This window comes from Streptomonospora nanhaiensis, assembly GCF_013410565.1.
GTDB classification, from domain to species: Bacteria; Actinomycetota; Actinomycetes; order Streptosporangiales; family Streptosporangiaceae; genus Streptomonospora; species Streptomonospora nanhaiensis.
The window spans coordinates 1945602-1971787 of sequence record NZ_JACCFO010000001.1 but is presented as its reverse complement, the minus strand read 5'-3'; the positions used below and the strand labels follow the sequence as shown (position 1 = coordinate 1971787).

Genomic DNA, 26186 nt, shown 5'->3' with positions numbered 1-26186 from the left:
GCCCCGGTCAGCGGCCGTCAGCGGCCAACGGCCGCGTGACCGGGCGCCGATCAGCGGATGTGCCGCAGCGGTGAGCGGGGGGCCGACCGTGGCCGGGACCCGGGTGTGGAGGTCCGGGCCGCCCCGGCCGGGCGGGTCCCGGTCCCCCGACTCGTCCCGGTTCGGGCGGGGAGTACCGGGGCGGCCGGGGGGCGAAGCGCCCCTCGCGCGCGGGCGGCGGTGGCGGCGTGCCTTCCGATGCGCTCGGCCACCGGGTCGGGAGGGCCGCGCCGTCCTCGACCACCGGGGCACCCGTGTCAGCGCTGGTTGCGGGCTCCGGCGATCTCGATGACGGCGCGTTCGAGGGCGTAGGCGGGGTCGCGGCCGGCGCCCTTGATCAGGGCGTCGGTCTCGGCGACGACGGCCAGGGCGCGGGCGACGCCCGTGGGCGACCAGCCGCGCGCCTGCTGGCGGAGGGTCTTCAGCTTCCACGGCGGGACCTTGGCCGCCTTGGCGAGTTCGGTGTCGGGCACGCCGCGCTGGGGTTGCGCCACCACGGCCAAGCCGCGCACCGCGCCCGCCAGGGCGCTGTTGATCAGCACCGGGGCCGTGCCCACGGCCAGGCACCAGCGCAGCTGCTCCAGCGCCTCGGGGATCCGGCCCTCGACCGCGCGGTCGGCGACGGTGAACCCGCTGACCTCCGCCTTTCCGGTGTGGTAGCGCGCCACGGCGGCGGCGTCGACGCGGCCCTCGGTGTCGGCGGCGAGCTGGGTGCACGCGGCGGCGAGTTCGCGCAGGTCGGTGCCGACGGCGTCGAGCAGGGCCTGGGCGGCGTCGGCCGTGATCTGGCGGCCCGCGCGCGCGAACTCGCCCTTGACGAACTGGAGGCGTTCGCTCGCCTTGGTGGGCTTGGCGCAGGTGATCCGGGTGGCGCCCGCCTTGACGGCGGCGTCCAGCAGCGCCTTGCCCTTGGCGCCGCCCGCGTGCACCAGCACCAGCATGACGTCCTCGGCCGGGGCGGTGAGGTAGCGGGTGACCTCGGCGGCGAGGTCCTTGCCGAGGTCCTGGACGGCCCGCAGCACCACCACCCGGCGCTCGCCGAACAGCGAGGGCGAGGTGACCTCGACCAGCTTGCCCGCCGTGACCTGCCCGGGCATGAGGTCGTGGACGTCCACGCCCGGCTCCTCGGCGCGGGCCGCCGCGACCAGTTCGGCCACGGCGCGGTCGACCAGGAGCTCCTCGTCGCCGACCACGACGGAGAGCGGGGGCGGGGCGGATGTGGAGGCCATACCTGCAGCATGCCACGCCCCGGCGACCGTTCGGTGCCGAGCGCCCGAGAGGCGCCGCGCCGTGCGCCGGGCCCTCCGCCGGGCCGTGCGCGCGGCCGTCCTCCCCGCCCCCCGCCGGGGGCCGGGGTCGCGGCACACGGCGGCGGGCCGCTCGGCCGGGCGCCCGCCCGCGCCGCGCGGCTCGGGCACCACGGCGATGTCGCCGTGGCGGTCGGTGCGGTAGTCGGCCGAGGGCAGCCGCCGCAGCTGCGCCCACGTGGCCGGATCGGGGTGGCCGTAGGGGTTGCCGGCCCCCACCGAGGTGAGGGTGATGTCGGGGCGGGTGGCCGCGATGAAGGTGGGCTCCTGGGATCCCGCCCCGTGGTGGGGCACCTTGAGCACGTCGACGCCGCGCACCGCGTGCGACCCCAGCAGCGCCCGCTGCGCGGGCTCCTCGATGTCGCCGGTGAGCAGCGCGGTCATCGCCCCGCCCGACGCCAGCGGCCACCGGGCGAGCAGGACCACGCTGCCGTCGTTGCCGACGGGGGCCGCGCCGCCCGCGCGCGGCCACAGCACGTCCAGCGTCCACGGCGCGACGCGCCAGCGCTGCCCGGCGGTGCCCACGTGCACCGGAATGCGCTCCGACCGCAGGGTGCGCAGGGTCTGGGGGTGGTCGAACGCGGGCGGCACCAGGGCGGCGCGCACGCTGCGGCCCCCGATCGCGCCGCGCGTCCCGCCGACGTGGTCGAGGTCGCCGTGGGTCAGCACCAGCAGCGCGACCTCGCTGACGCGGAGGTCGGCGAGGCAGGAGTCGATTGCGGCGGGGTCGGGGCCGGTGTCCACGACGACCGCGCGGCCGCCCCCCTCGGCGGTGAGGACCAGGGCGTCGCCCTGGCCGATCCGGCAGGCCACCAGCGCCCAGCCGGGCGGCGGCCACCCCGGCGCGACCCAGGTCAGGGCGAGGGCGGTGAGGGCCGCGGCGAGCCCGGCCGCCCCGACGGCGCGGGCGGTCCGGCCGCGCAGGGCCAGCGCGGCGGCGACCAGCAGGGCCAGCAGCACCGCGCCCAGGGCGGTCGCGGGCCAGGGCACCGCACGCCCGGGCAGCCGGGCGGCGGTCGAGGCCACCGCGTCGATCCACAGCACGGCCGCGCCCGGCAGCCACACCACGGTCTGCGCGGCCCACGGCCAGACCAGCGCCAGGCCCGCCACCGCGAACCCGCCGACCGAGGCGAGCGGCACCGCCGGGGCCGCCAGGACGTTGGCGGGCACGGCCACCCAGCTCACCTCGGCCGAGAGCACGGCCAGCAGCGGCAGGCACGCCACGTGCGCGGCGAGGGCCACCGCCACCGCCTCGGCCAACCAGGTGGGCAGGCGCGCCGACCAGCGGTCGCGCCAGCGCGGCGCCAGCACCAGGATCCCGGCGGTGGCCAGCACCGACAGCGCGAAGCCGAAGGAGCGGGCCAGCCCCGGATCGAACAGCAGCAGGCCCAGCGTGGCGGCGGCGAGCGCGGCCACGCCCGTGCGCCGCCGGCCCAGCGCCACCGCCAGCAGCGCGATCGACGCCATGAACGCCGCCCGCAGCACGCTCGGCTCGGGCCGGGCGACCAGCACGAACACCGCGACGGTCGCGGCCCCGACCACGGCGGCGGGCACCCCGGTGCGGCCCAGCCACCGCATGGCGCCCAGGGCCGCCCCGGTCATGATGGCGAGGTTGGAGCCGCTGACGGTCAGCAGGTGGGTCATGCCGCTGTCGCGGAAGGCGGCGGCGGTCTCGGGCGGTACCCGGCTGGTGTCGCCGACGACCAGGGCGGGCAGCAGGCCGTCCGCCGGTTCGGGCAGCCCCGACGCGGCCGCGCGCAGCCGTGCCCGCGTGTGCCCGGCCCACGCCTGGGCGGGAGAGGGCGGGTCGAGGCGCTCGGGGGGTCCGCGCACCACGAACACGCCGCCGACGAGGGGGTCGCCCTCGGCGGGCAGGACGGTGCCTTCGGCACGGACCCGCTGACTGGGCAGCAGGTCCCGCCATGCCTCGCCGGACGCGAGTACGACAACGGGAACCCGAGTACGAACCGCTCCCGCCTCGGCGGCCGGTGAGACATCGGACGTGCCGAAGACCGCCGTGCCCGCAGTGCCCGCAGCGCCTTCCGCGCTGGCCGGGGTGGGGACGTTCGCCGGGTCGGCGGCGGGCATGGCGGCGTCCGCGAGGACGGCTTCGGCACGGGCCTCGATGATGAGGCGGGGGCGTCCGGGGGCCGGTGGGTCGGCGCGGGGGCGGGGGTCGTCCGTGATGGCGAGGTCGAGGGTCACCGACGCCTCCTCGTTGGCCAGGTGGGTGATCGGACTGGACTCCACCGCCGCCAACCGCCCGGCGGTGGCGAGAGCGCCCGCCGCCATGCACACCGCGACGGCGGCGAGCGGAAGTCGCGGAAACCGCTCCCGGCGGCCCAGCGCCCACACGCCCACGGCGACCACCGCCAGTGCGGCGGCCGCCGCGCAGGCCGCGCGTGCCGTACCGCCGAGCAGGACGGCCGTGCACGCCCAGGTCGCCAGCGCCGGGAGCACCAGCCGCAGGTCGGGAAGTTCGGCACCGCCGGGGGAGTCGGTGCCCAGGTACATCACGGCCCACTGCCGGGCGCGTGGCGGCGGCACGTGCCCGGCAAAGCCGTCGGCCGGGCGGGCGGAGCCGGCGAGGACGGCGCCGACACGGCCATCAGCCCGCCCCCGCCCCTGCGACCCGCACCAGCGGGCGGAGTTCGGCGTAGCGCTTCTCGCCGATGCCGCTGACGTCCTGGAGCTGCTCGACGGCGGTGAAGCCGCCGTTCCGGGTGCGGAAGGCGATGATGCGCTCGGCCAGGACCGGACCGACGCCGGGAAGCTGCTGGAGGTGGTCGGCTGTGGCGGTGTTGAGGTCGATCGGGCCCGCCGCCGCTCCGGCCCCCGGTGCGGGTGCGCCGCCCGCCCCCGGCGGCGCACCCGAGGCTCCGGCCGCCGGGGGCACGGGTGCCGGGGTCTCGCCGACGAGCAGCTGCTCGCCGTCGACCAGGACCCGCGCGAGGTTCAGCGTGCCGGTGTCGGCGCCGTCGGCGGTGCCGCCGGCCTTGTCGATGGCGTCGGCCACCCGCGACCCCGCGGGCAGGCGGTAGACGCCGGGCTCGGCCACGTCGCCGCCGACGTGGACGGTGACCGTTCCGGAGGGGGCCGACGGGGCGGCCTGCGAGGGCGCCGGTGCGGGTCCGCCGTCGGCGGACGCCCCGGCCGGGGAGGCCCCCGCCTGGAGTTGGGGCTCCGCATCGGGCTGGGGGGTGGGCCGGGCCTGGAGCAGGAACCAGCCCGTGACCCCCACGGCGACGACGCACACGCAGACCAGCACCCGCAGCCCGGCGGCCCCCAGCGCGGGCTGGTCGGCCAGCCCGGGGGCGAACCGCTCGACCAGCGCCGCCCACCGGGACCCGCGCACCAGGTCGGGTCCGACCTCGACGTACCCCCGGGGCGGCGCGGTGCGCGGACGCGGCCCCGGGGCACGGGAGCGCGTGTCGGTCCGGTCCGCGCCGCCGCCCGGCCCCGGCGTGGCGTGGTAGCGGTCGGGGATCCGCGCACCCCACGCGGCGGGTGGGCGGTCCTCGGCTTCGCGGCCCGGGGGAGGGGTGCGCCACGGCGTGCCGCGCGCCTCGGTGGTCGGATCGGCGGTGTCGGGCGGGATGTCGGGCGATCGGGCGCCGCCGGAGCGGTGGCGCCGCTCGGGGGCGAGGCCGGCATCCGGCACGGGGGGACCGGAGCTTTCCCCGCGGTGGGGCCGCGCCGGGGCATACCGCGCGGCCGGCTCCCCGGCGGCGGCCGAGCGCGCGGTGGCGGCGTCCCGCCGGCTGCGGAAGGCCCGCCGCCGCTGCGCGAGGGTGGGCGCACCGGAGCGGGGCGCGGAGGCGGTCGGCGGGACGCCGGGGGCCCCGGCCGCGCCGGGCGGCGGGTGGAGGCCGGTGCCGGGCGCGGTGCCCGCGGTGGCCGTGGGGAGGGGTGTGGCCGTGGCGGCGCGGCGGCGGCGCTCGGCGAGGGTGAACGCGTCCGCCGGGGCGGGCGCGGCCGAAGGGCGGGGGGCGGTGCCGTGGCCGGGCTCTTGGTCGGCGGCGCGGCCCGCGCGAGGGCCGGGGGTGTCAAGAGCGGTGGGCGCGGGGGAGAGGATCTCGACCGAGGTGGGGACGGGGGTGTCACCGGGTCGCGGAACGGCGGCCGGGGCCGTGGCACCGGGGTGAGGGGGTGCGGAGGGTCCCGGATCGGGCGGGGCCACCGGGCCGCGCCCGGCGGGCGGGGAATCCGAACCGGGCGCCGCCGCGCCGGTGCCGTGCCGATCGGAGGCGGCGGGCCGCGGGGCGGCCGCCCGCCGGTGCCGTGCGACCCGCGCACCGGCACCGGCGTTCACGGCCGGGTCGGGCGCAGGACGCGGATCGGCGGGTGCCGCAGCGGCCGGGGACCCGGCGGAGGGCGGCGCGGAACGGGGGCGCTCGGCCGCGATGCCGCCAAGGAGCGGCCGGGGATCGGCGCGCCCGCTCGCGGTGGCGGCGTAGGGCGGGCTGGGCACCAGGTCGAGGGCGGAGCGCTCCGGGTGTTCCGTGACGGTGGCGGGCGCCCGCCGAGGCTCACGGAGGGCGGCGCGGTCGGGCGTGCCGGGGGAGGCGGGAACGACCGGGTCGGTCCTCGGGGGCCGAGCGGCGGATCCGGCGGCCCGCGACCGCCGCCCGCCCCGCAGCCCGGCGGCCGCCCGCAGCCGCCGGGCCCGCCGCGCGGTGCCGGGCGGCCCCGCGTACGGCGGGGGAGGGACGGATCCGGCTCCGCGTGCGGCGCCGCCCGCCCCCGCCGCCGGATGGAACAGGTCGCCGGCCGGCGCGGAACGACGGGGTGCCGGTTCGGCTGGGGCGGGGGCGGCAGCGGAGACGGACCGGTTCGGCGCCGGTGCGGGACCGGTGGAGAGCGCGCGCAGGAGCCGGAGGGCCGCTGCCGTGGATTCGGGGTCGGAGGAGGCGGGCGGGCGGCGGGAGCGGGGTGCAGGCGTCATGCCAAAGACGCTAGGAACCGCACCCCCACCGCCGCCGCCCCAATTCGCCGCCTGTGGACAACCACCCCCACCCGCCCCGCGGCGCGGCCCGGACCGCACCGCCGACCGGGCACGCCCGCCGCAGCGGGACAGAGGGCGCCGCGAGGGTGCCCACCGCCGTCGGCTGGTCGCCTCGGACGCGGGCCGGTCCGTGCCGTCATCGGTCGTCAGGGGCTGGGGCGCGGTCCGGCGGGGGGCGCGGGGGTGGGTGCGGCGGAGCGGCGGAGGCGGTGTGCGGCCCAGGTGAGGACGAGGACCACGCCCAGGGTGATCGCCGCGTTGGAGATGTACTTCAGGGTGTAGTCGGGTTCGCCCAGCGGTTCGACCAGGAAGGACAGGCCCGCGCGGACCAGGAGCGCGCCGCCGGCCACGGCCAGGGTGTGGGCTCGGGACCAGCCCTGGCGGCGCGCGCCCCACAGGACCAGGGCGCCGAGCAGGGCCAGCAGCGCGATGTCGGCGGCGACCGCCCGCCAACTCCAGGACGTCGGCAGGCTCTGCTCGGCCAGCAGGAGCAGCCACGCCGCGACGCCGAACACCCACGGGGAGGGGGCGCGGCCCACCGTGCCGGCCCGCCCCGCCGCGCCTCCGCGCCCCGGCGCCGGACCCGCGGCGGCCGCCGGACGCCTGCGGGGGAGCAGGAAGGCCGCGGCGGCCAGGGCCAGCACGGCCGCCGCCGTTGCCACCAACTCCACCGGGGCGGCGGCGCGGCCTCCGGCGGCCGCGTCCCCCGCGATCAGGGCGGCCGCCCCCAGGTACAGCACCGCCATCACCACCGTCCCGATCCGTCCCAGCCAGTGGCGGTCGGCGATGCGCGGCGCGCACGCCTCGACCACGGCGATGGGTGCGGCGAAGCTCCAGATCACGTGCCCGCCCACCCAGTTCAGCAGGTGGCGGGCGTCGATCCCCAGGCCCGGGACGACCGTGGGCGGCTGCTCGCTCGCCCAGTCCGGATCGTCCTGGTCGAACTCCAGCGTGAACAGGCTCTGGTCGATCAGCCCCGCCTGGGCCAGCCCGAACGCCGTGCTCAGCAGCAGGATCGCCGGCCATCCCCGGCCCGTGCGCCGCACCGCCTCGCGGATGAGGACGGCCGCCGCCCCGTACAGCGGCGCGAGGACGAGCAGCCCCGCCAGCAGGGCCGGCGGGCTGCCGATCGAGGAGTCGTAGCCGATCAGGTACTCCGCGCAGACCGGCGACAGCAGCAGGAGCCCGATGACGGGCACCAGGCGGACCAGGCCGCGCGGCCTGGTCCGGGGCGGGGCGGGATCGGGCGTCATGGGACCTCCCAGCGGGTCGGCGGCACCGCCCCCGGTGCGCGGGCGCGGTCGGCGGGCGGTCCGGCGTGGTCGCGGCGGCCCGTCCGTGGCATAATCATAAACCGAGTACTCGGTCTACTAATGACCGGATGCGGACGCGGCCCCGAGCCGGAAAGGAATCCGTGTGAGAACCGTCGACCCGGCCAGGCACGAGGCGCGCCGCCGCCAGATCCTGGGCGCGGCCGCCCGGCTGTTCGCGGCCAAGGGCTTCGAGCGCACCACCACCGCCGAGATCTGCAAGGCGGCCGGGATGAGCGCGGGCAACCTCTTCCACTACTTCCCGAGCAAGCGCGCCATCTTCGCCGCCATCCTCACCGGCGACGACGGCGACAGGACCGAGCGCCTGGAGGCGCTGCGCGCCGCCGCCGACCCCGTGGCGGCCCTGTTCGGCACCGTCGACCTGCTGGCCGAGGCCGCGCTGGACCCGCTGACCCCGCCGCTGGTCATGGAGGCGATGGTCCAGGCCTACCGCGACGCGGAGCTGGAGGAGCGGCTCAGCGCCGACAACGACCGGGAGCACGCCGTCCTCACCGAGCTGCTGACCCGGGCCGCCGAGGCCGGCCGGATCGATCCCGAGCTGGACCCGCGCAACACCGCCACCTGGATCCAGACCCTCATCGGCGCCCTCTACACCAGCGCCGCCACCGACCCGGCGTTCGCCCCGGCCGAGCAGCTGCCCACGCTGCGCCTGATCCTGCGCCGCTACCTGCGGGCCGAGGCCGACACCCCCGGCGGCGGCTGAGCGGCCTTCCGCGCCGGGCCCGGCCCCGCGCGTCCGCCACGGCCGGGCCGCCTGGCGCGGCCCCTAGCCGCCCCCGTCGCGGGGCCCCGGCTCGTCCTCCAGCAGGCCGCGCAGCAGGTGGGCGGTCTGGGCGGCGCGCGCCTGCGCCAGCGGGGCGCGGACCTCGGGGAACGACCGGCTCCAGGCCAGGCAGCGGCTGAGCGCGGCCAGCCGGGTGGCCCGGGGGACCGCCGCGCGGAGTTCGGCCGCCGGCCACACGGCCGTCCACGGCTCCAGGAACGCGTCGCGCAGCCGCCGCCGCGTGCGCGCGTCGGCGTTCAACTGGTCGCGCGCGATGGCCAGCGGCACCATGAGGCTGGCCATCGGGTGCGCCACGACCGAGTCACCCCAGTCGGCGAAGCGGTAGCGGCCCTCCAGCACGAACACGTTGCCCAGGTGGAGGTCGACGTGGTCGAGCGAGGCGGGGATACCGGTGTCGTCCAGCGCCTTGCAGTCGGCGTCGAAGACCGACCGGTTGCGCAGCAGCAGGTCCAGGCCCTCGCCCAGCGCCTGCGCCACGTCGGCGTCGGCCAAAAGGTTGTCCAGGTGGCGGCCCAGCGCCGTGGGGCGCATGTCGGGCACGTCCAGCGCCAGCAGGTCGCGCACCCGCGGCACCAGGGCGCGCTGGAGTTCGGCGTAGGCGCCGAGCATGGCCTCCCAGACGGTGAAGTCGTCCACCGCAGTCTGCTCCCGCAGCATGGTCCCGGCCTCGGGCATCAGGGTCCAGCCGCGGGTGACGTCCACGGCCAGCGGCGGCACGACCCGCCCCGGCACCCAGGCGTGCAGCGCGCCGTGGAGGGCGGCCTCGAACTCGCCGCCGGGCGCGTTGGCCTTGAACCACACCGGGCCCAGGGTCGAGGTGAACCGCGCGGTGGCCGACCACGGGCGCATGCGCACCCGCGGGGGGTCGGCCAGCAGGCGCGCGCCGCGCTCGGCGAGGCGGTCGCGCACCCAGGACAGCAGTTCCTCGCGGAGGGCGGGGTCCTCCCACAGCCGAAGGCGCACATCGGTGAAGTCCACCCGACCCACGCTAGTGTTCCCGCGCGGCACAGGGGGAGCGGATATCGGCCGGGCGCCCGCGCGGGCCGCCGTTCGGATCGGCCGCCGCGGCGGCCCCATGATCGGGTTGCCCGGTCGTGTGTCCGCGCGGACCGACGCGGTGCGGGACCGGCCGGTGGCGGCCGCCGCTGCGGGCGCCCGCGCCGGGAAACGGCGGAGCCGCCCCCGCGGCGCGGGAGCGGCTCCGCCCGGGACCTGGTCCCGGAAAACCGTTGCCTGGCCTGGGTGTCAGGCCTTCTGCAGCTTGTCCAGCCGCTTGGCGATGGCGCTCTTGCGGTTGGCGGCCTGGTTCTTGTGGATGACGCCCTTGCTCGCGGCGACGTCCAGCTGACGCGCGGCGGCGCGCTGCAGGGTGGTGGCCTGCTCGACGTCCCCGGCCTCGGCAGCCTCGCGGAACTTGCGGACGGCCGTCTTCAGCGACGAGCGCACCGACTGGTTGCGCAGGCGCCGACGCTCGTTCTGCTTGATGCGCTTCTTCTGCGACTTGATGTTCGCCATGCGAAAACGTGCTCCAGTAACTACTTGGGCGCGTCGGCGGCAGGGGCCCCGTCTGCGGGCAGCCGTTCCGCGAATGGGGCCGGTCCTCGCCCGCCGACGCCAGGTGTGTGAGTCCGAAGGGCTCAAAACCGAACGTGGAACGTCCGAGACACGGGACTACCATTATGCCCCGCCGCCCCGAGTGCTCGGGCCGCTACCCCGCCTCGGCCTCCTGCGGCCGCGCCCAGCCCTCCAGGTAGGCCCGCCACTGGTCGTCGGTCGCCGTGAAGTCGACGTAGAGCGCCGTGCCGAACCGCTCGCGCCGCTGCGCCGCGTCCGACAGCCCCACGCGGATCGCCCGCACCGAGGTCTGCGTGGTCTCGGCCTCGGGGTTGCGCGTGGAGTGGTCGTCGGGGTAGGCGGGCACCCCCATCAGCAGGTGGACGTCCTCGGGCACCGCGTCCACCGCCAGGCGGGTCTGGCGCGCGACCATCCCGCCGTAGAGGCCCTCGGTGGGCATGCCCGTGTCGTAGGCCATCACCGCCACCTGGTCCAGGTGCTCGGCCACCCGCTCCAGGTACCCGCTCGACCAGAACGGGTCCTTGCTCAGGAACAGCCCCAGCGTGAAGGCCAGCCCGCCCAGCGGCTCGATCTTGGGCACCGAGCTCGACAGCAGCACGTCCTCGGGCAGCGCCGCGCGGGTCTCCTCCAGCAGCGAGACGAACCCGGGGTCGTTGTTGGGCACCGGCTCGAAGTTGTAGTGCACGCCGTCGAACCCGGCCGCCACCATCGCGTCGGCCGCCTCGACCACCCGCGCCCGCGTGGCGTCGTCGAGCAGGTCCAGCTGCCCCTCCTCGACGCGCTGGCCCACCCACGCCGACACCCGGACGTCGGGCAGGCGCTCGGCCATCAGGTCCAGGAAGGAGTCCAGTTCGGGGTGCTTGGCGGGGTCGAGCCGGCCGTCGTAGTCGAGCGGGCCGACGTGGACGTAGACGTCGCGGATCCCGCCCCGGGTGATGCGCGGCGCCAGCTCGGCCAGCTCGTCGGCGCCCTTGCGGCCGTCGACCCAGGCGTGGCCCATCCACAGCGCGTTGGTGCCGTCGGAGACCGCCCACTCCTCGGGTTCGCCGGAGTACTGCATGCGGAGCACCACCGCGCCGCCGGCCGCCACCACCGCCACGGCCGCCACCGCCGCGAGCACCCGCTGCAGAAACCACTTCACGAGCGTCTCCCGATCTCACATAACCTGATACTGCCGCCGGACCCATTGTGGCCCGCCGACCGCGCCCGCGCACCGGCGCGATCCGGCTCCCCACGACAAGTGGGATCATGGCGGCACCCCCACGCTCGGCCGCGCCGCCGCGGCCGGCGTCCACGCCCCGCCGGCCTTTTTCCGCGAGCAAGGAGCACGGTGCCACAGCCGAACCGGACCGATCCCGCGCTGATCCGCAACTTCTGCATCATCGCGCACATCGACCATGGCAAGTCGACGCTGGCCGACCGGATGCTCCAGCTGACCGGGGTGGTCGAGGACCGCCAGATGCGCGCCCAGTACCTCGACCGCATGGACATCGAGCGCGAACGCGGCATCACCATCAAGTCCCAGGCGGTGCGGCTGCCCTACACCGCCCTGGACGACGTCACCTACGTCCTCAACCTCATCGACACCCCCGGCCACGTCGACTTCAGCTACGAGGTGTCGCGCTCCCTGGCCGCCTGCGAGGGCGCCATCCTGCTCGTCGACGCCGCCCAGGGCATCGAGGCCCAGACCCTGGCCAACCTGTACATGGCGCTGGAGCACGACCTCGCCATCATCCCGGTGCTCAACAAGATCGACCTGCCGGCCGCCCAGCCCGAGAAGTACGCCGCCGAACTGGCCGGGATCATCGGCTGCGAGCCCTCCGACGTGCTCAAGGTCAGCGCCAAGACCGGCGTGGGGGTCGAGGAGCTGCTCAACGAGATCGTGCGGCAGGTGCCCCCGCCCCAGGGCGACGCCGACGCCCCCGCCCGCGCGCTGATCTTCGACTCCGTCTACGACACCTACCGGGGCGTGGTCACCTACGTCCGGGTGGTCGACGGCCGGCTCGACACCCGCGAGCGCATCCAGATGATGTCCACCCGCGCCACCCACGAGATGCTGGAGGTCGGGGTCATCTCGCCCGAGCCCACCAAGGTCGAGGGGCTGGGCGTGGGCGAGGTCGGCTACATCATCACCGGCGTCAAGGACGTCCGCCAGTCCAAGGTCGGCGACACCATCACCTCGGCCGGGCGCACGGCCAGCGACATGCTGCCGGGCTACCAGGACCCCAAGCCGATGGTGTTCTCGGGGCTGTACCCGATCGAGGGCACCGACTACCCGGTGCTGCGCGACGCCCTGGAGAAGCTGCAGCTCAACGACGCCGCCCTGGTGTTCGAGCCCGAGACCTCCGCCGCCCTGGGGTTCGGCTTCCGCTGCGGGTTCCTGGGCCTGCTGCACCTGGAGATCACCCGCGCCCGCCTGGAGCGCGAGTTCGACCTCGATCTGATCTCCACCGCGCCCAACGTGGTCTACCGCGTGGTCATGGAGGACGGCACCGAGCACCGGGTCACCAACCCCAGCGAGTTCCCCGAGGGCAAGATCGCCGAGGTGCACGAGCCGGTCGTCAAGGGCACGCTGCTGGCCCCCGCCGACTACGTCGGCCAGATCATGGAGCTGTGCCAGGCGCGGCGCGGCTCGCTGCAGGGCATGGACTACCTGTCCGAGGACCGCGTCGAGATGCGCTACACCCTGCCGCTGGCCGAGATCGTCTTCGACTTCTTCGACCAGCTCAAGTCGCGCACCAAGGGCTACGCCTCCCTGGACTACGAGCCCTCCGGCGAGCAGGCCGCCGACCTCGTCAAGGTCGACATCCTGCTCCAGGGCGAGACCGTCGACGCGTTCTCGGCGATCGTGCACCGCGACAAGGCCTACTCCTACGGTGTCGAGATGACCAAGAAGCTGCGCGAGCTGATCCCGCGCCAGCAGTTCGAGGTCCCGGTGCAGGCCGCCATCGGCTCGCGGGTGATCGCCCGCGAGAACATCCGCGCCATCCGCAAGGACGTGCTCTCCAAGTGCTACGGCGGCGACATCAGCCGCAAGCGCAAGCTGCTGGAGAAGCAGAAGGAGGGCAAGAAGCGGATGAAGATGGTGGGCCGGGTCGAGGTCCCGCAGGAGGCGTTCATCTCGGCGCTGTCCACCGACGACTCCGACAAGGACGCCAAGAAGCGCTGAGGCGCCGCGCCGGGCGGGCGGCCCCCGCCCGGCGCGGCCGCGGCGGTCAGAACCCCGCTGGTCAGACCGCCGCCGCGCGCCGCCCGGCCAGCCCCGCCACCAGCGCGGCGCCGGCCACCGCCAGCACCGCGCTGCCCAGGACCGCGTAGTGCAGCCCGGCCGCCATGCCGACCGGTCCGGCGCCGCCCAGCCCCACCACCACGATCGTCAGCGGCAGGCCGGCGGTGCTGCCCAGGTAGCGGGCGGTGTTGGAGACCCCCGACCCCAGCGCGCTGCGGCCCTCCGGAGCGGTCTCCACGGCCAGCCGGCCCAGGTTGGGCCCGCCCAGCCCGGTGCCGATCCCCGCCACCACCAGGCCCGGCAGCACCCACAGGGGCGAGGCGCCCGGGGCCAGCAGCACCAGCAGGCCCTGGCCCACGGCGCTCATCACCAGGCTCACGGCGACCTGGCGCGCGGGCGCCACACCGCCCAGCAGCCGCGGCGTGGCCACCGCGACGACGGCCGAGGTCCCCGACCACGCCAGGAAGTACAGCGCGGTCTCCAGCACGCCCATGCCCAGCACGCCCTGCAAGACGGCGGGAGTGTAGCTGAGCAGGCCCACGGAGGCGAACCCGGTGATCCCGGCGGCCGACACCGAGGCGAGGAACGGCGGGCGGCGGAAGGCCTCCAGCGGCAGCAGCGGGTCCGGGGAGCGCCGCTCGGCGACCACGAACAGCACCGCGCCCGCCACCGACGCCACCCCCAGCACCACGGGCAGCGCCGAGGACCACGAGGCGCCGCGCAGCGACAGCAGCGCCATCAGCGCGCCGGTGGCGACCATGGCCAGCACCGCGCCGGGCACGTCCAGCGGGCGGGGGCGGGCGGCCCGCGACTCGGTCAGCCACACGGCGCCGAGCACGGCCACGACGGCCGCGGCGAGGGCGATGACCACGTAGGCGGCCCGCCAGGGGCCCAGGAGGTCGTTGACGCCCACGACCAGGGGGCCCAGCGCGAGTCCGCAGCTCATGGCCGCGCCCCACGCGGCGGCACCGCGCACGCGCTCGCGCGGGGTGGGACTGGCGTGGGCGACGATGGCCAGGGCCGTGGCCAGCACCGCGGCCCCGCCCACGCCCTGCACCACCCGCCCGGCGATGAAGACGCCCGCGCCCGCGGCCAGGCCGGCGGCCAGGGTCCCCGCGGCGACGAGGGCCATGCCGCCGGTGAACACGGCCTTGCGCCCGCGGTTGTCGGCCAGCGAGCCGGCCGGGAGCAGCGCCACGCCCAGGCCGAGGCTGATCGCGCTGATCAGCCAGGTGGTGGCGCTGGGACCGGCCCCCAGGTCGCCCGCCAGTTCGGCCAGGTTCAGCATCGGCATGGGGTAGCACATCATGATCAGCAGCGTGCCCAGGCAGGCCACGGCCAGGGCGCGCACGGCCTCGGCCCGCGCGGGCGCCGGCGGGGCGGCCGCGGCGGCGGTCGGTGGAGCGGTCTCGGACACCACGTCTCCCGTTGGGTTCATTGATTGAACCGATTGATCGCCGCGAAGCCTAGCAGGATTGGTTCATTCACTGAACTCTGGGTAGGGTGGGGCCGTGCTGCCCAAGGACTACGCCGACCAGAACTGCTCCATCGCCCGCGTGCTGGAGCTGATCGGCGAGCGCTGGACGGTGCTGATCCTGCGCGACGCCTTCTTCGGCGTCCGCCGGTTCGCCGACTTCGCCGAGCACCTGGGGGTCCCGCGCGCCGTCCTCACCGACCGGCTGCGCACCCTGGTGGAGCGCGGCATCCTCCGGCGCCGCCGCTACAGCGAGCAGCCCCCCCGCGACGAGTACGTCCTCACCGACCTGGGCGTGACCCTGTGGCCGATGCTGTACGCGATGTCGCAGTGGGGCGAGGCGCACCTGTCGGAGGGCGGGCCGCGCCGGGTCTTCCGGCACGCCGCCTGCGGCACCGGCCTGGACCCCCACGGCCTGTGCCCGCAGTGCGGCACGCCTGTCGCGGCGCCCGACGTCGAGATGGACAACGGCCCCGCCGCACCCGCCAGCGACAACCGGGTCAGCCGCCGCCTCACCGTCCCGCGGCGCCTGCTCACGCCCCTGGCCGATTGAGGGCGGCCGGGCCGCCGGAGCGTCCCCGGCCGCGCCCGGCGCCGGCTCAGCCCTTGACCGCGCCCGTGGTCAGGCCCGACACGATGTAGCGCTGGAGGTACCAGAACACCGCCAGCACGGGCACCGCGAGCAGCAGGGTGCCCGCCGAGAACATCCCGAAGTTGGCGTCGCGCTGGTCGGCCACCATCCCGTACAGCCCCACCGCCACCGTCTTGGCGCCCGGGTCGCGCAGGAACACGCTGGCGATCAGGAACTCGTTGACCGTGGAGATGAACACCAGCAGGCCCACCACCGCCAGCACCGGCGTGACCAGCGGCAGCAGGACCCGGAAGAACGTCTGGGCGTGCGAGGCGCCGTCCACCTGCGCCGACTCGTCCAGCTCCCGGGGCACCGTGTCGAAGAACCCCTTCATCAGCCAGGTGTTCACGCTGAGCGCCCCGCCCAGGTAGACCAGCAGGAGCCCGGTGCGGGTGTTGAACCCGACCTGCGGCCAGTGGTCGCCGACGAAGCTGAACATCAGGTAGATCGCCACGATCGCCAGGAACTGCGGGAACATCTGCACCAGGAGCAGCCCGTACAGGCCTGGCCGCCGCCCGGCGAAGCGGAACCGGCTGAACACGTAGGCCGCCATCGCCGACAGCAGCACCGTGGCCGCGGCGTTGGCCAGCGCGATCAGCAGCGAGTTGGCGTACCAGGCGCCGAACCGTGTTTGGGTGAGCAGTTCGACCAGGTTGTCCGCGCTCACCGACCGCGGCACCAGGTGCGAGCTGCTCAGCGTTCCCAACGGGTTGAGCGCCGCCGAGACCACGAACAGGATCGGGAACAGCGCGAAGACCAGCACCACCGCCATGACCAGGTGGCGCCAGCCGTCGCGGCCCACCCACGCCGCGGCGCGCCGGGCGGGGGAGGGGCGGGGGGTTGTGCGGGCCATCAGCGGTGCACCTCTTCCAGGGCGGCGCTCCTGCGCAGGCTGACCAGGGAGATGAGCGTGACGATCAGGAAGATGAACACCGACAGCGCCGCCGCGTACCCGTACTGCGCGCCGCCCACCCCGAACGCCAGCCGGTAGGTGTAGGTGATGAGCAGGTCGGTGGCCCCCGCCATCGGGTTGTCCGGCGGGAACGGCCCGCCCGCGGTCGTCAGCCACACCGCGTTGAAGTTGTTGAAGTTGTAGGCGAAGGTCGCCACCAGGATCGGCGCCATGGCCACCATGAGCAGCGGCAGCGTGATCGCGCGGAACGCCTGCCAGGCGCCCGCGCCGTCGATCCGGGCGGCCTGCACCAGTTCGCGCGGGATCGACTGCAGCGCGCCGGTGGCCACCAGGAACATGTAGGGGAAGCCGATCCAGACGTTGATCAGCAGCACCGCCGCCCGGGCCGCCCACGGCTCGCCGAACCAGTCGACGTCGGTGCCCAGCAGCCGGTTGACCAGCCCGAAGTCGGTGTTGAACATGGACCGCCACAGCAGGAACATCGCGAACGCCGGCATGGCGTAGGGCAGCACCACCAGCAGCCGGTAGGCGGTGCGCCCGGCGAGCCGGCGCGGGGTGTGCAGGGTCAGCGCCACGCCCAGCCCCACCGCGAACACCCCGGCGGTGCTCACCGCCGCGAAGGCGATGTTCCACGCCAGGATCCCGAAGAACGAGGCCCCGGTGACCGGGTCGGTGAGGAAGCGCGCGAAGTTGGCGGCGCCCACGTTGACCTGCCAGCCCTGCGCCAGCCGGTCGCCGTTGCCGGCCACGAACGCGCCGCGCTCGTCGTCGGCGGCGTAGACCCGGCCGGTCTCGGTGTCGGTCACGCAGTCGCAGCCGGAGTCGTAGACGCGGGTGGAGCGCCCCTCGTAGGCCGAGGTGAACCCGCTGGAGCGGATTCCGGTGCCCGCGCCGGTGGGCACCGCGAACTCGGTGATCTCCGCGCTGCGGGCGTTGGCCTCGCCCGCCGGTATCACCGTGTAGCCCGGCGCGGCGGTGACGCGTCCCGTGGGCCCCACCTCGGCGCCCTCCAGGGGGGTCAGCCCCTCGGCGTCGCCGGCGTAGGCGGTGCCGTCGGGGGCCGTCAGCAGGAACACCAGCTCACCCGTTGCCGCGGACCCGCGTGCGGCCACCGTCAGGGTGTACTCCTCGGCGTCCTCGGTGCGCACCACCGAGGACGCCTCGATCTGGTCGATCGCCTGCTCCTTGGTGCCCCGGTGGCCGTCGCTGTAGTTGGTCACCGAGGTGCTCAGCGTGTAGACGACCGGCACGATCTGGAACGCGATCAGCAGCAGGGTGCCGGGCAGCAGGTACTTGGCGGGGACGGTGCGCCGGGACAGGTAGACGTAGAAGATCAGCGCCGTCGCGGCCGCGACCACGCCCACGCCCAGCCACTGTCCGGCGGCGTAGAGGGGGAACACCGCCCACAGTGCCAGGGCGGCGGCCAGTCCGAGCAGGCCGATCTTGGCGGCCGGCCCGGCCATGGACCCCGACGGGGCCAGGGCGCCGCCGGGCAGCGGAGGGCGCGCGGGCGCCCGCGAGGGGCCGCCCGCGCCGGAGGGTGCCTGTACCACGGATCAGCCGATCTCGTCTCGGATGGCCTCGGCCGCGGTCTCGACGGCCTGCTCGGGGTCCTCGCCGCCGATCACCGCGGCCTGGGCCTTGCCGAAGGGGTCCCAGATCGCGTTCATCTCGGGGATGGCGGGCATGGGTTGGCCGTTCTCGCCGGCGTCGATGAACTTGCCGACATCGGGGTCGTCCTCGCTGACCTGCTCCAGGACCTCGGTGAGCGCGGGCGGGCGGGGGTCGGCCTCATACAGCGCGGTGGCCAGTTCGGGGTCGGCGACGTAGTTGGCGACGAACTCCTCGGCCAGGACCTTGTTGGAGCTGCCCGAGGCCACGAAGAACGCCTGCACGGTGATGAAGGGGCTGGCCTCCTCGCCGTCCTCGAACCCGGGCACCGGCGAGATGTCGTAGGGCACCCCCGCCTCCTGGACGGCGCCCAGCGACCACGGCCCGGTGATGAAGTAGGGGGTCTCGCCGCGCTCGAACAGCCCGGCGACGTTCTCGGAGTCGATGGAGCGCTTGAGGACGCCCTGGCCCTCCTCGCCCAGTTCGGCCAGCCGCTCGAACGCCTCCACCGACTCCGGCGTGCCCACGCCGAGGTCGGAGGGGTCGTAGCCGCCCTCGTCGTCGGCGCCGAACAGGTAGCCGCCGCCGGAGGTGTAGAAGGGCTGCATGTGGTAGGGGTCGCCGACCTGCCCGACCTGCAGGCCCAGCGCCTCCTCGACCTCGCCGTCGGCCTTGAGCCGGGTGCCGGTCTCGACCATGTCCTCGATGGACTCCGGCGCCTCGGGGGCGAGGTCGGTGTTGCGGATCAGCGCCAGGTTCTCCATGGCGTAGGGCACGCCGTAGAGCCGGCCGTCGTAGGTGACGGCCTCCACCGCCGCCTCGTCGAAGGCCGCGATCCGGTCCTCGGGCAGCTCAACGGGGTCGATGGCGCCGTTCCGCACGAGGTTGCCGATCCAGTCGTGGGCCCCCACGAGCACGTCGGGGCCGGTGCCCGACTCGTGCGCGGTGACGAAGTCGGCCTGGATGGTGTCGACGGCGACCTCGCGCACCTCGACCCGGATGCCGTTGGCCGACCCGAACTCCTCGGCGAAGGGCTGCAGGACCTCCGTGCGCTCGGGGTCGGCCCAGATGACCATCGTCGCCTCGTCCTGGCCGGCGCCGTCCGCGCCGCCGCCGCAGGCCGTGGCGGCGAGGGCGAGGGCGGCCGTGCCGGCGAGGGCGCCGGCTCTGCGGATTCTCATGTCACTCCCTTGTTGGACCGAGCCGCAGGACGCCCCCGTTGTAGTCCCGGCTGTCGGAAGGTGAAGGTGCAGCGACGTTAGCAAGAGTTTGCAGGAACTGAAAGGCCTTGCAGAAATTCGCCGTCACGATGTGGAAACACGGCGGAAACCCGGGGCCCGCCCAACACGCCAAGGGCGGCCCGGCGCACCCGCCGGACCGCCCTCACCCGCGAGGACCGGCCGCTACCCGGCCACCACCCACGCGGCGGTGTCGGCGGGCAGCCGCACCCGCCCGCCGGCGGCCTCCTCCACCGGCCCGCTGGACAGCAGCACCCGCGCGCCGGCCAGCCCGGTGTCCACCTCCGCCGGCTCGGGGCCGAGGTTGACCGCGCAGGCGAACCCCGCGCCCCGGCGGAACGCCAGCACCTGCTCGGGCCCCGGGACCCACGCCAGCCCCGCAGTCGGGTCGACGGCGGTGCGGCGGTGCCGCAGCGCCGCCGCGTACAGCGCCAGCATCGACCCGGCGTCGGCGCGCTGGGCCTCGCGCGTGTAGCGGCCCCACCACGCGGGCATCGGCAGCCAGGGGGTCGACCCGGGCGGCCCGAACCCGTAGGGCGGCTCGCCGCCCGACCACGGCAGCGGCACCCGGCAGCCGTCGCGCCCGCGCTCGGTGCGCCCCGACCGCTCCCAGGTGGGGTCCTGCAGCGCCTCCTCGGGCAGGTCGGTGACCTCGGGCAGGCCCAGCTCCTCGCCCTGGTACAGGTAGGCCGAGCCCGGCAGCGCCAGGGTGAGCAGCGCCGCCGCCCGCGCCCGGCGCCGCCCCTGCTCGCCCCCGCCGAAGCGGGTGACGTGCCGGGTGACGTCGTGGTTGGACAGCACCCAGGTGGTCGGCGCCCCCACCGCGTCGTTGGCCGCCAGCGAGCCCTCGATCACCCGCCGCAGCACCGCCGGGTCCCAGCCCGCCGAGAGGTACTCGAAGTTGAACGCCTGGTGCAGCTCGTCGGGCCGCAGGTAGCGCGACACCCGGTCGGCGTCGTGCACCCACGCCTCGGCCACCAGCGCGCGGTCGCCGGGGTAGGAGTCCACGATGCTGCGCCACTGCCGGTAGATCTCGTGCACGCCGTCCTGGTCGAAGTAGGGCAGCCGGCTGCCGCCGTCGAGCAGTTCGGGGCTCTGGCCGTCGTCGACGTCGGGGAACGCCGGGTCCTTGACCATGCCGTGGGCGACGTCGATGCGGAAGCCGTCGACCCCCCGGTCCAGCCAGAACCGCAGCACGTCGGCGAACTCGTCGCGCACCTCCTTGGACGTCCAGTCCAGGTCGGGCTGCTCGGGGTCGAACAGGTGCAGGTACCACTCCTCGGGCGTGCCGTCGGGCCGCTTCAGCCGGGTCCAGGCCGGCCCGCCGAAGATCGACCGCCAGTTGGTCGGCGGCTGGTCGCCGCCCGGGCCCCGGCCGGGCCGGAACACGTAGCGGGAGCGGGCCGCGTCGCCCGGCTCGGCGGCCACCGCCGCGCGGAACCACGCGTGCGCCGAGGAGGTGTGGTTGGGCACGATGTCGATGATCAGCCGCAGGCCCAGCGCGTGCGCCGCGGCGACGAGGTCGTCGAAGTCGGCCAGGGTGCCGAACCGCGGGTCGACCCGCCGGTAGTCGGCCACGTCGTAGCCGCCGTCGGCCAGCGGCGAGACGTAGAACGGGGTCAGCCACACGGCGTCGACGCCCAGCTCGGCCAGTTCGGGCAGCCGGGCGCGGATGCCGCGCAGGTCGCCCTCGCCGTCGCCGTCGGAGTCGGCGAAGCTGCGCACGTACACCTGGTAGATCACCGCGTGGCGCCACCACTCCCCGCGCTGGGCGTGGGGCTGCGGGGTCCCGGGCTCCGGGGGGTTCGGCATGGGTACTCGGTCCTCCAACCGCCGTTGTGGGATGCGCAGGCCGGTGCGGTGCCGGCGCTGCCTCGGACCGCCGCACGGCCGCCTCCGGCCGTGCCGCGCGCACGGGTACTCGCTGAAAGTTCTTGCGCAAGGTTACCGGTGCATTGCGCAAAAGACGGCGCGCGGCTCCATTAGAGTGCACGCATGGGTCCACGCTTGTCCGATGTAGCCCGCCATGCGGAGGTGAGCGAGGCGACCGTCTCCCGGGTCCTCAACAACAAACCCGGGGTCGGCGCCGAGACGCGCTCCGCCGTGCTCACGGCGCTCGACGTCCTGGGCTACGAGCGCCCCGAACGCCTGCGCCGGCGCTCCGCCGGCCTGGTGGGCATGGTCGTGCCCGAGTTGGAGAACCCGGTGTTCCCCATGTTCGCCCAGGCGGCCGAGGGCGCCCTGGCCCGGCAGGGCTACACCCCGGTGCTGTGCACCCGGCCCCTCGGCGGCATCGTCGAGGACGAGTACGTCGAACTCCTGCTGGAGCGCAACGTCTCGGGCATCATCTTCGTCTCGGGCCTGCACGCCGACACCACCGCCGACCACGGCCGCTACCACCGGCTGATCTCCCAGAAGCTGCCCATCGTGCTGGTCAACGGCTACGCCGAGGAGGTCCCCGCCGCGTTCGTCTCCTGCGACGACCGCGAGGCCGGCCGCCTGGCGGTCAACCACCTCGCCGAACTCGGCCACACCCGCATCGGGTTCGCCAGCGGCCCCGAGCGCTACGTCCCGGTGCAGCGCAAGCTGGCCGGCTACCGCGAGGCCATGGCCGCGCACGGGCTCGACGGCGAGGCACTGGTGGAGCTGTCGCAGTTCGGTGTCGAGGGCGGGCACGCCGCGGCCCAGCTCCTGCTGCGGCGCGGGGTCACCGCGATCGTCTGCGGCTCCGACCTCATGGCGCTGGGCGCGGTGCGCGCCGCGCGCCAGCAGGGGCTGTCGGTGCCCGGCGACTTCTCGGTGGTGGGCTACGACGACTCCCAGCTCATCGCCTTCACCGACCCCCCGCTGACCACCGTGCGCCAGCCCGTGCACGCCATGGCCGTCGCCGCCGTGCGCAGCCTGTGCGACGAGATCGCCGGCCACCCGGTGGCCCGCACCGAGTACCTGTTCGACCCCGAACTGGTGGTGCGTGGCTCCACGGCCGCGGCCCCGCGCAAGGCACCCCTCGGCCACGCCACCGCGTCCTGACCCCGCGTCCCCGCGCCCCGCCCGGGGCGCGGCCCCGGGCGGGCCGGCTCCGCTGGGCTATCCTTCGCCCATGCCCACCAGCGTCGTGCGATCCGTCAACACCGGCCGCGCCGTCTCCGCCGACTGGGCCGGACGCCTCAAGCGCACCGCCATCGACAAGCGCCCCGCCGAGGGCCCCGTCGCGGCCGGCCGGCTGGGCCTGGCCGGCGACCAGCAGGCCGACACCGAGCACCACGGCGGCGCCGACCAGGCCGTCTACGCCTACTCCCGCGAGGACCTCGACCGCTGGCAGGAGCGGCTGGGCCGCCCGCTGCGCGACGGCGTCTTCGGCGAGAACCTCACCACCGAGGGCGTCGACCTGCACTCCGTCCTCATCGGCGAGCGCTGGGCCGTGGGCACCGCCGAGTTCGAGGCCGTCCTGCCCCGCACCCCCTGCGGCGTGTTCCAGGCCTGGATGGCGGAGTCCGGCTGGGTGCGCACCTTCACCCAGGAGGGCCGCACCGGCGTCTACCTGCGCGTGACCGTCGAGGGCACCCTGGCCGCCGGCGACGAGGTCCGGGTGCTGCACCGCCCCGACCACGGCATCACCATCGCCGCCGGGTTCGCCGCCAAGCGCGACCGCGACCTCGGCACGGTCCGCCGCATCGCCGCCCTGCCCGGCCGGGCCGCCGAATGGGGCAACATCGCCGCCCACCTGGAGCGCGCCCTGGCCCGCTGAGGCGCCGGCCCGCCGAGGCCATAGGCGCGTCCACCCGGCGCCATCACCGACACTGGGTACATGCCTTCCGTGCCTCTCGACGGCGAGCCCGTCCCCGCCGACGGCGCCCTGCCGCGCACCGCCACCGAGGGCGTCGGCACCCGCCCGTTCGGCTTCTACGTGCACGTGCCCTTCTGCGCCACCCGCTGCGGCTACTGCGACTTCAACACCTACACCGCTGCCGAGCTGCGCTCCCGCGACGGCGCGGCCGCCGTCACCCGCGAGGGCTACGCCGACCTCGCCGTGGCCGAGGTCCGCCTGGCCCGCCGCGTCCTGGGCACCGCCGACATCCCCGTCGACACCGTCTTCTTCGGCGGCGGCACCCCCACCCTCCTGCCGCCCGAGGACCTGGGCCGCGTCCTGGCCGCCATCGACGCCGAGTTCGGGCTGCGCCCCGGCGCCGAGGTCACCACCGAGGCCAACCCCGAGACCGTCGACCCCGGCGTCCTGGCCCGGCTGCGCGAGCAGGGCCTCACCCGCGTCTCCTTCGGCATGCAGAGCGCCCGCCGGCACGTCCTGGCGGTGCTGGACCGCGCCCACACCCCCGGCCGCCCCCAGCAGTGCGCCGCATGGGCGCGCGCGGCCGGGTTCGAGCACGTCAACCTGGACCTCATCTACGGCACGCCGGGGGAGTCCGACGCCGACTGGAAGGAGTCCCTGCACGCCGCCGTCGACGCCGGGGTCGACCACGTCTCGGCCTACTCCCTGATCGTGGAGGAGGGCACCCGGCTGGCCGCGCGCGTGCGCCGCGGCGAGCTTCCCGCGCCCGACGACGACGTGCTCGCCGACCGCTACCTCATGGCCGACGACATCCTCACCGCCGCCGGGCTCAGTGCCTACGAGGTGTCCAACTGGGCGCGCGGCGCGGCGGCGCGCAGCCGACACAACCGGCTCTACTGGACCGGCGGCGACTGGTGGGGCGTTGGGCCGGGCGCCCACAGCCACGTCGGCGGCACCCGGTGGTGGAACGTCAAGCACCCCGCCGCCTACGCCGCCCGGCTGGCCGAGGGCGCCTCGCCCGGCCAGGCCCGCGAGGTGCTGGACGACGCCGACCGGCGGTTCGAGCGGATACTGCTGGAACTGCGCATCGCCGAGGGGTGCCCGCTGGACCTGCTCGACGCCGACGGCCGCGCGGCCGCGGCCCGCGCGGTCGCCGACGGCCTGCTCGAACCCGCCGCACACGCCGACGGCCGCGCCGTTCTCACCCGGCGCGGCCGCCTGCTGGCCGATGCCGTGGTGCGCGACCTCACCTGAGCGGCGCGCCCCCGGCCCCGGCTCCCTCCCGTTCGGCGAGGCGGCCGGCTACTTCAGCATCGGGATGGTCATCGGGTACTTGTACCACTCGCCCTGGTTGGCCTTCATGGCGGCGATGATGCCGAAGACGATGACCAGGATCGGGATGATGAAGATGGTCACGAACCCGATGATGACGAACATCAGCACGCATGAGACGACGACGCCGATGAACATGGTCATCTGGAAGTTGAACGCCTGCGCGGAGTGGTGCCGCACGAACGCCGACTCGTCCTTCTTCACGAAGTAGAGCACCAGCGGCAGCAGGAATCCGGTGAAGACGCCGCCGAGGTGGGCCACCAGGGCCATCGTGCGGTCCTCCGACGAGACGGGCCCGTACTGGCCCATCGGCGCCGGGAGGTGCCGGCCGTAGCCGCCCTGCTGGCCGGCCCCGTAGCCGCCCTGCGCGCCCGGGCCGTAGCCCTGCTGGTGACCGGCGCCGTAGCCCTGCTGGGGCCCCGACTGGTAGCCGTAGTTGGGGTCGACGCCGGGAGGGGGCCCGTAGCCGCCGGGGTAGTTCTGGTGTCCGCCGCCCTGCCCGTCGTACGGGGGGTTCGGCTGAGGTGGGTAGCTCATGATCTCCTCTGTCGGATCGGCCCCCGGGGCTGGGCCCGGGGGAGCGCCCTGCCGCGGGCGCCGGGGACCGCGCCCGCGCGGCAGGGGCCCTGCGTCGGCGGGGGAGCGCCGGCCGCCGACAGGCCCCTGCGGGTGAGACGGCGCCCCGGCCCCCGGGGTTCCGGCCGGCGGCGGGGCGGATCGCGGTCCGACCCGCCGGGGCCGGTCACGCCCCCGTACTCACTGTGTCACTTCACCATGCGGATGGACACCGGGTAGCGGTACCAGGTGCCGCGGTTGGCGGCCAGCGCCGCCAGGGCCCCCAGGACGATGGAGGCGACCCAGATCAGGGCGATCAGCACCGAGCCGATCCAGGAGAGGTCGGGGCTGAAGATCCCCAGCCCGAGGAACACCGCCCATGCCACGAAGTAGGGGATGAGCAGGCTGAGCTGGAAGTTCAGCGCCTCGCCGGCGTGGTGGCGGACGAAGGAGGAGTGGGTGCGCTTCACCGCGTACACCACGAGGGCGGGCACCCAGCCGAAGCACGACAGGATCACGCCCGACAGGTGGGCGATCATCGCCCAGGTGGGGTCGTCGGCGGCCGCGGGCCCGCCGGGCTGGCCGTAGCCCTGCTGGGGGTAGGGCTGCCCCGGCTGCTGCACCGGGTGGCCGGGCGGACCGGGGAACGGCTGCTGCGCCTGCTGGGCGTCCTGCGGCGCGGCGGCGTAGCCCTGCTGGGGCTGCTGCGCGCCCGGCTGCTGCCCGTAGGCGGGCTGGCCCCCGGTGGGCTGGCCGTAGCCCGGCTGCCCGCCGCTCGGCTGGCCGTAGGCGGGCTGGCCGCCGCTCGGCTGGCCGTAGCCCGGCTGCTCCCCGGTGGGCTGTCCGTATCCGGGCTGGGGCTGCTGCCCGTAGCCCTGCTGCGGCGGCTGCTGGTAGGGGTCCTGGCCGTATCCGGGCTGCCCGCCCGACGGCCGGCCGTAGCCCGGCTGCTCCCCGGTGGGCTGTCCGTATCCGGGCTGGCCGTACCCCGGCTGGGGCTGCTGGTAGGGCTGCCCGCCGTAGGCGGGCCGGCCCCCGGTGGGCTGTCCGTATCCGGGCTGGGGCTGCTGGTAGGGCTGCTGCTGCGGTTGCTGCTGGTAGGGGTCCTGGCCGTATCCGGGCCGGCCGCCCGACGGCCGGCCGTATCCGGGCTGCCCGCCGCTCGGCTGGCCGTAGGCCGGCTGCCCGCCCGAGGGCTGGCCGTATCCGGGCTGGGCGTACCCCGGCTCACCGCCGCCGGGCCGGCCGTCAGAGGGCGCGCGGCCCGAGGCCGGCTGGTCAGCGGAGGGCCCCTCCTGGTCCTGGGGCTGGGGTCGGTTGGGCGGGGTCTCGCTCATCATGTCCCTTGGCTGTGCCGATTGCGTTGGGCCGATTG

At 75.6% G+C, this 26186-nt stretch carries 19 protein-coding genes and 1 pseudogene; 6 read left to right on the top strand and 14 right to left on the bottom strand.

Annotated elements, in window-relative coordinates; all coding sequences use genetic code 11:
• Positions 1-296 precede the first annotated feature (296 nt).
• The 4 genes and pseudogenes from holA to HNR12_RS08455 all read right to left on the bottom strand — a co-directional run bounded on the left by holA (position 297) and on the right by HNR12_RS08455 (position 7604).
• On the bottom strand, positions 297-1268 hold the full coding sequence (gene holA, locus HNR12_RS08470; RefSeq protein WP_179770498.1) for a DNA polymerase III subunit delta: 972 nt from the start codon (positions 1266-1268) through the stop codon (positions 297-299).
• A 654-nt stretch (positions 1269-1922) separates the two neighbouring features.
• Positions 1923-3434: pseudogene (locus HNR12_RS28325) on the bottom strand (ComEC/Rec2 family competence protein); the annotation flags it as partial.
• A gap of 520 nt (positions 3435-3954) precedes the next feature.
• Positions 3955-5007 carry a helix-hairpin-helix domain-containing protein gene (locus HNR12_RS29485; RefSeq protein ID WP_308118651.1) on the bottom strand — a complete coding sequence of 351 codons (1053 nt, stop codon included), beginning with the start codon at positions 5005-5007 and terminating at the stop codon, positions 3955-3957.
• A 1490-nt stretch (positions 5008-6497) separates the two neighbouring features.
• Complete coding sequence (locus HNR12_RS08455) at positions 6498-7604, bottom strand: hypothetical protein (RefSeq protein WP_218901893.1); 1107 nt, start codon at positions 7602-7604, stop codon at positions 6498-6500.
• Positions 7605-7767: 163 nt separating this feature from the next.
• Here HNR12_RS08455 and HNR12_RS08450 point away from each other — a divergent pair, with 163 nt between their 5' ends.
• Positions 7768-8385 carry a TetR/AcrR family transcriptional regulator gene (locus tag HNR12_RS08450; RefSeq protein ID WP_179766960.1) on the top strand — a complete coding sequence of 206 codons (618 nt, stop codon included), beginning with the start codon at positions 7768-7770 and terminating at the stop codon, positions 8383-8385.
• Between the two features lie 63 nt (positions 8386-8448).
• Here the strand turns inward: HNR12_RS08450 and HNR12_RS08445 are convergent, their stop codons facing one another.
• The 3 genes from HNR12_RS08445 to HNR12_RS08435 all read right to left on the bottom strand — a co-directional run bounded on the left by HNR12_RS08445 (position 8449) and on the right by HNR12_RS08435 (position 11182).
• Positions 8449-9444, bottom strand: coding sequence for a hypothetical protein (locus tag HNR12_RS08445; protein WP_179766959.1), 996 nt, complete (start codon positions 9442-9444; stop codon positions 8449-8451).
• Positions 9445-9711: 267 nt separating this feature from the next.
• Positions 9712-9981 (bottom strand): 30S ribosomal protein S20, encoded by a 270-nt coding sequence (gene rpsT / locus HNR12_RS08440; protein WP_179766958.1) that lies wholly within the window; start codon positions 9979-9981, stop codon positions 9712-9714.
• 193 nt (positions 9982-10174) lie between these two features.
• A complete protein-coding gene (locus HNR12_RS08435; RefSeq protein ID WP_308118561.1) occupies positions 10175-11182 on the bottom strand; it encodes a glycoside hydrolase family 18 protein in 1008 nt (335 codons plus the stop codon).
• Between the two features lie 189 nt (positions 11183-11371).
• Between HNR12_RS08435 and lepA the strand changes: the two genes are divergently transcribed.
• Positions 11372-13210 carry a translation elongation factor 4 gene (gene lepA, locus HNR12_RS08430; protein WP_179766957.1) on the top strand — a complete coding sequence of 613 codons (1839 nt, stop codon included), beginning with the start codon at positions 11372-11374 and terminating at the stop codon, positions 13208-13210.
• A 61-nt stretch (positions 13211-13271) separates the two neighbouring features.
• Here lepA and HNR12_RS08425 read toward each other — a convergent pair whose 3' ends face one another.
• Positions 13272-14708 (bottom strand): MFS transporter, encoded by a 1437-nt coding sequence (locus HNR12_RS08425; protein WP_179766956.1) that lies wholly within the window; start codon positions 14706-14708, stop codon positions 13272-13274.
• 73 nt (positions 14709-14781) lie between these two features.
• On the opposite strand from HNR12_RS08425, the gene HNR12_RS08420 reads away from it, so the two are divergent.
• Positions 14782-15297, top strand: a complete 516-nt coding sequence (locus tag HNR12_RS08420; RefSeq protein WP_179766955.1) for a winged helix-turn-helix transcriptional regulator — start codon at positions 14782-14784, stop codon at positions 15295-15297.
• A 46-nt stretch (positions 15298-15343) separates the two neighbouring features.
• On the opposite strand, the gene HNR12_RS08415 is transcribed toward HNR12_RS08420, so the two are convergent.
• From HNR12_RS08415 to HNR12_RS08400, 4 genes are all read right to left on the bottom strand, one after another.
• Positions 15344-16228, bottom strand: a complete 885-nt coding sequence (locus HNR12_RS08415; RefSeq protein ID WP_179766954.1) for a sugar ABC transporter permease — start codon at positions 16226-16228, stop codon at positions 15344-15346.
• The gene (locus HNR12_RS08410) at positions 16228-17841 is read right to left on the bottom strand and encodes an ABC transporter permease subunit (RefSeq protein ID WP_308118562.1); all 1614 of its coding nucleotides are present in this window, start codon (positions 17839-17841) and stop codon (positions 16228-16230) included. Before HNR12_RS08410 ends, HNR12_RS08415 begins: the two co-directional genes overlap by 1 nt.
• 3 nt (positions 17842-17844) lie before the next feature.
• The gene (locus tag HNR12_RS08405) at positions 17845-19080 is read right to left on the bottom strand and encodes a sugar ABC transporter substrate-binding protein (RefSeq protein ID WP_179766953.1); all 1236 of its coding nucleotides are present in this window, start codon (positions 19078-19080) and stop codon (positions 17845-17847) included.
• Positions 19081-19302: 222 nt separating this feature from the next.
• Positions 19303-20949 carry a glycoside hydrolase family 13 protein gene (locus tag HNR12_RS08400; protein ID WP_179766952.1) on the bottom strand — a complete coding sequence of 549 codons (1647 nt, stop codon included), beginning with the start codon at positions 20947-20949 and terminating at the stop codon, positions 19303-19305.
• 183 nt (positions 20950-21132) lie between these two features.
• Here HNR12_RS08400 and HNR12_RS08395 point away from each other — a divergent pair, with 183 nt between their 5' ends.
• The 3 genes from HNR12_RS08395 to hemW all read left to right on the top strand — a co-directional run bounded on the left by HNR12_RS08395 (position 21133) and on the right by hemW (position 24178).
• Entirely contained in the window at positions 21133-22167 is a 1035-nt protein-coding gene (locus HNR12_RS08395; protein WP_179766951.1) for a LacI family DNA-binding transcriptional regulator, read from the top strand.
• 70 nt (positions 22168-22237) lie between these two features.
• A complete protein-coding gene (locus tag HNR12_RS08390; RefSeq protein ID WP_179766950.1) occupies positions 22238-22885 on the top strand; it encodes an MOSC domain-containing protein in 648 nt (215 codons plus the stop codon).
• Positions 22886-22945: 60 nt separating this feature from the next.
• Entirely contained in the window at positions 22946-24178 is a 1233-nt protein-coding gene (gene hemW / locus HNR12_RS08385) for a radical SAM family heme chaperone HemW (RefSeq protein ID WP_179766949.1), read from the top strand.
• A gap of 48 nt (positions 24179-24226) precedes the next feature.
• Here hemW and HNR12_RS08380 read toward each other — a convergent pair whose 3' ends face one another.
• Both HNR12_RS08380 and HNR12_RS28315 read right to left on the bottom strand, forming a co-directional pair.
• Positions 24227-24793, bottom strand: a complete 567-nt coding sequence (locus tag HNR12_RS08380; protein ID WP_179766948.1) for a DUF4870 domain-containing protein — start codon at positions 24791-24793, stop codon at positions 24227-24229.
• 227 nt (positions 24794-25020) lie between these two features.
• On the bottom strand, positions 25021-26148 hold the full coding sequence (locus HNR12_RS28315; RefSeq protein ID WP_246425034.1) for a DUF4870 domain-containing protein: 1128 nt from the start codon (positions 26146-26148) through the stop codon (positions 25021-25023).
• Between the last annotated feature and the right edge of the window lie 38 nt (positions 26149-26186).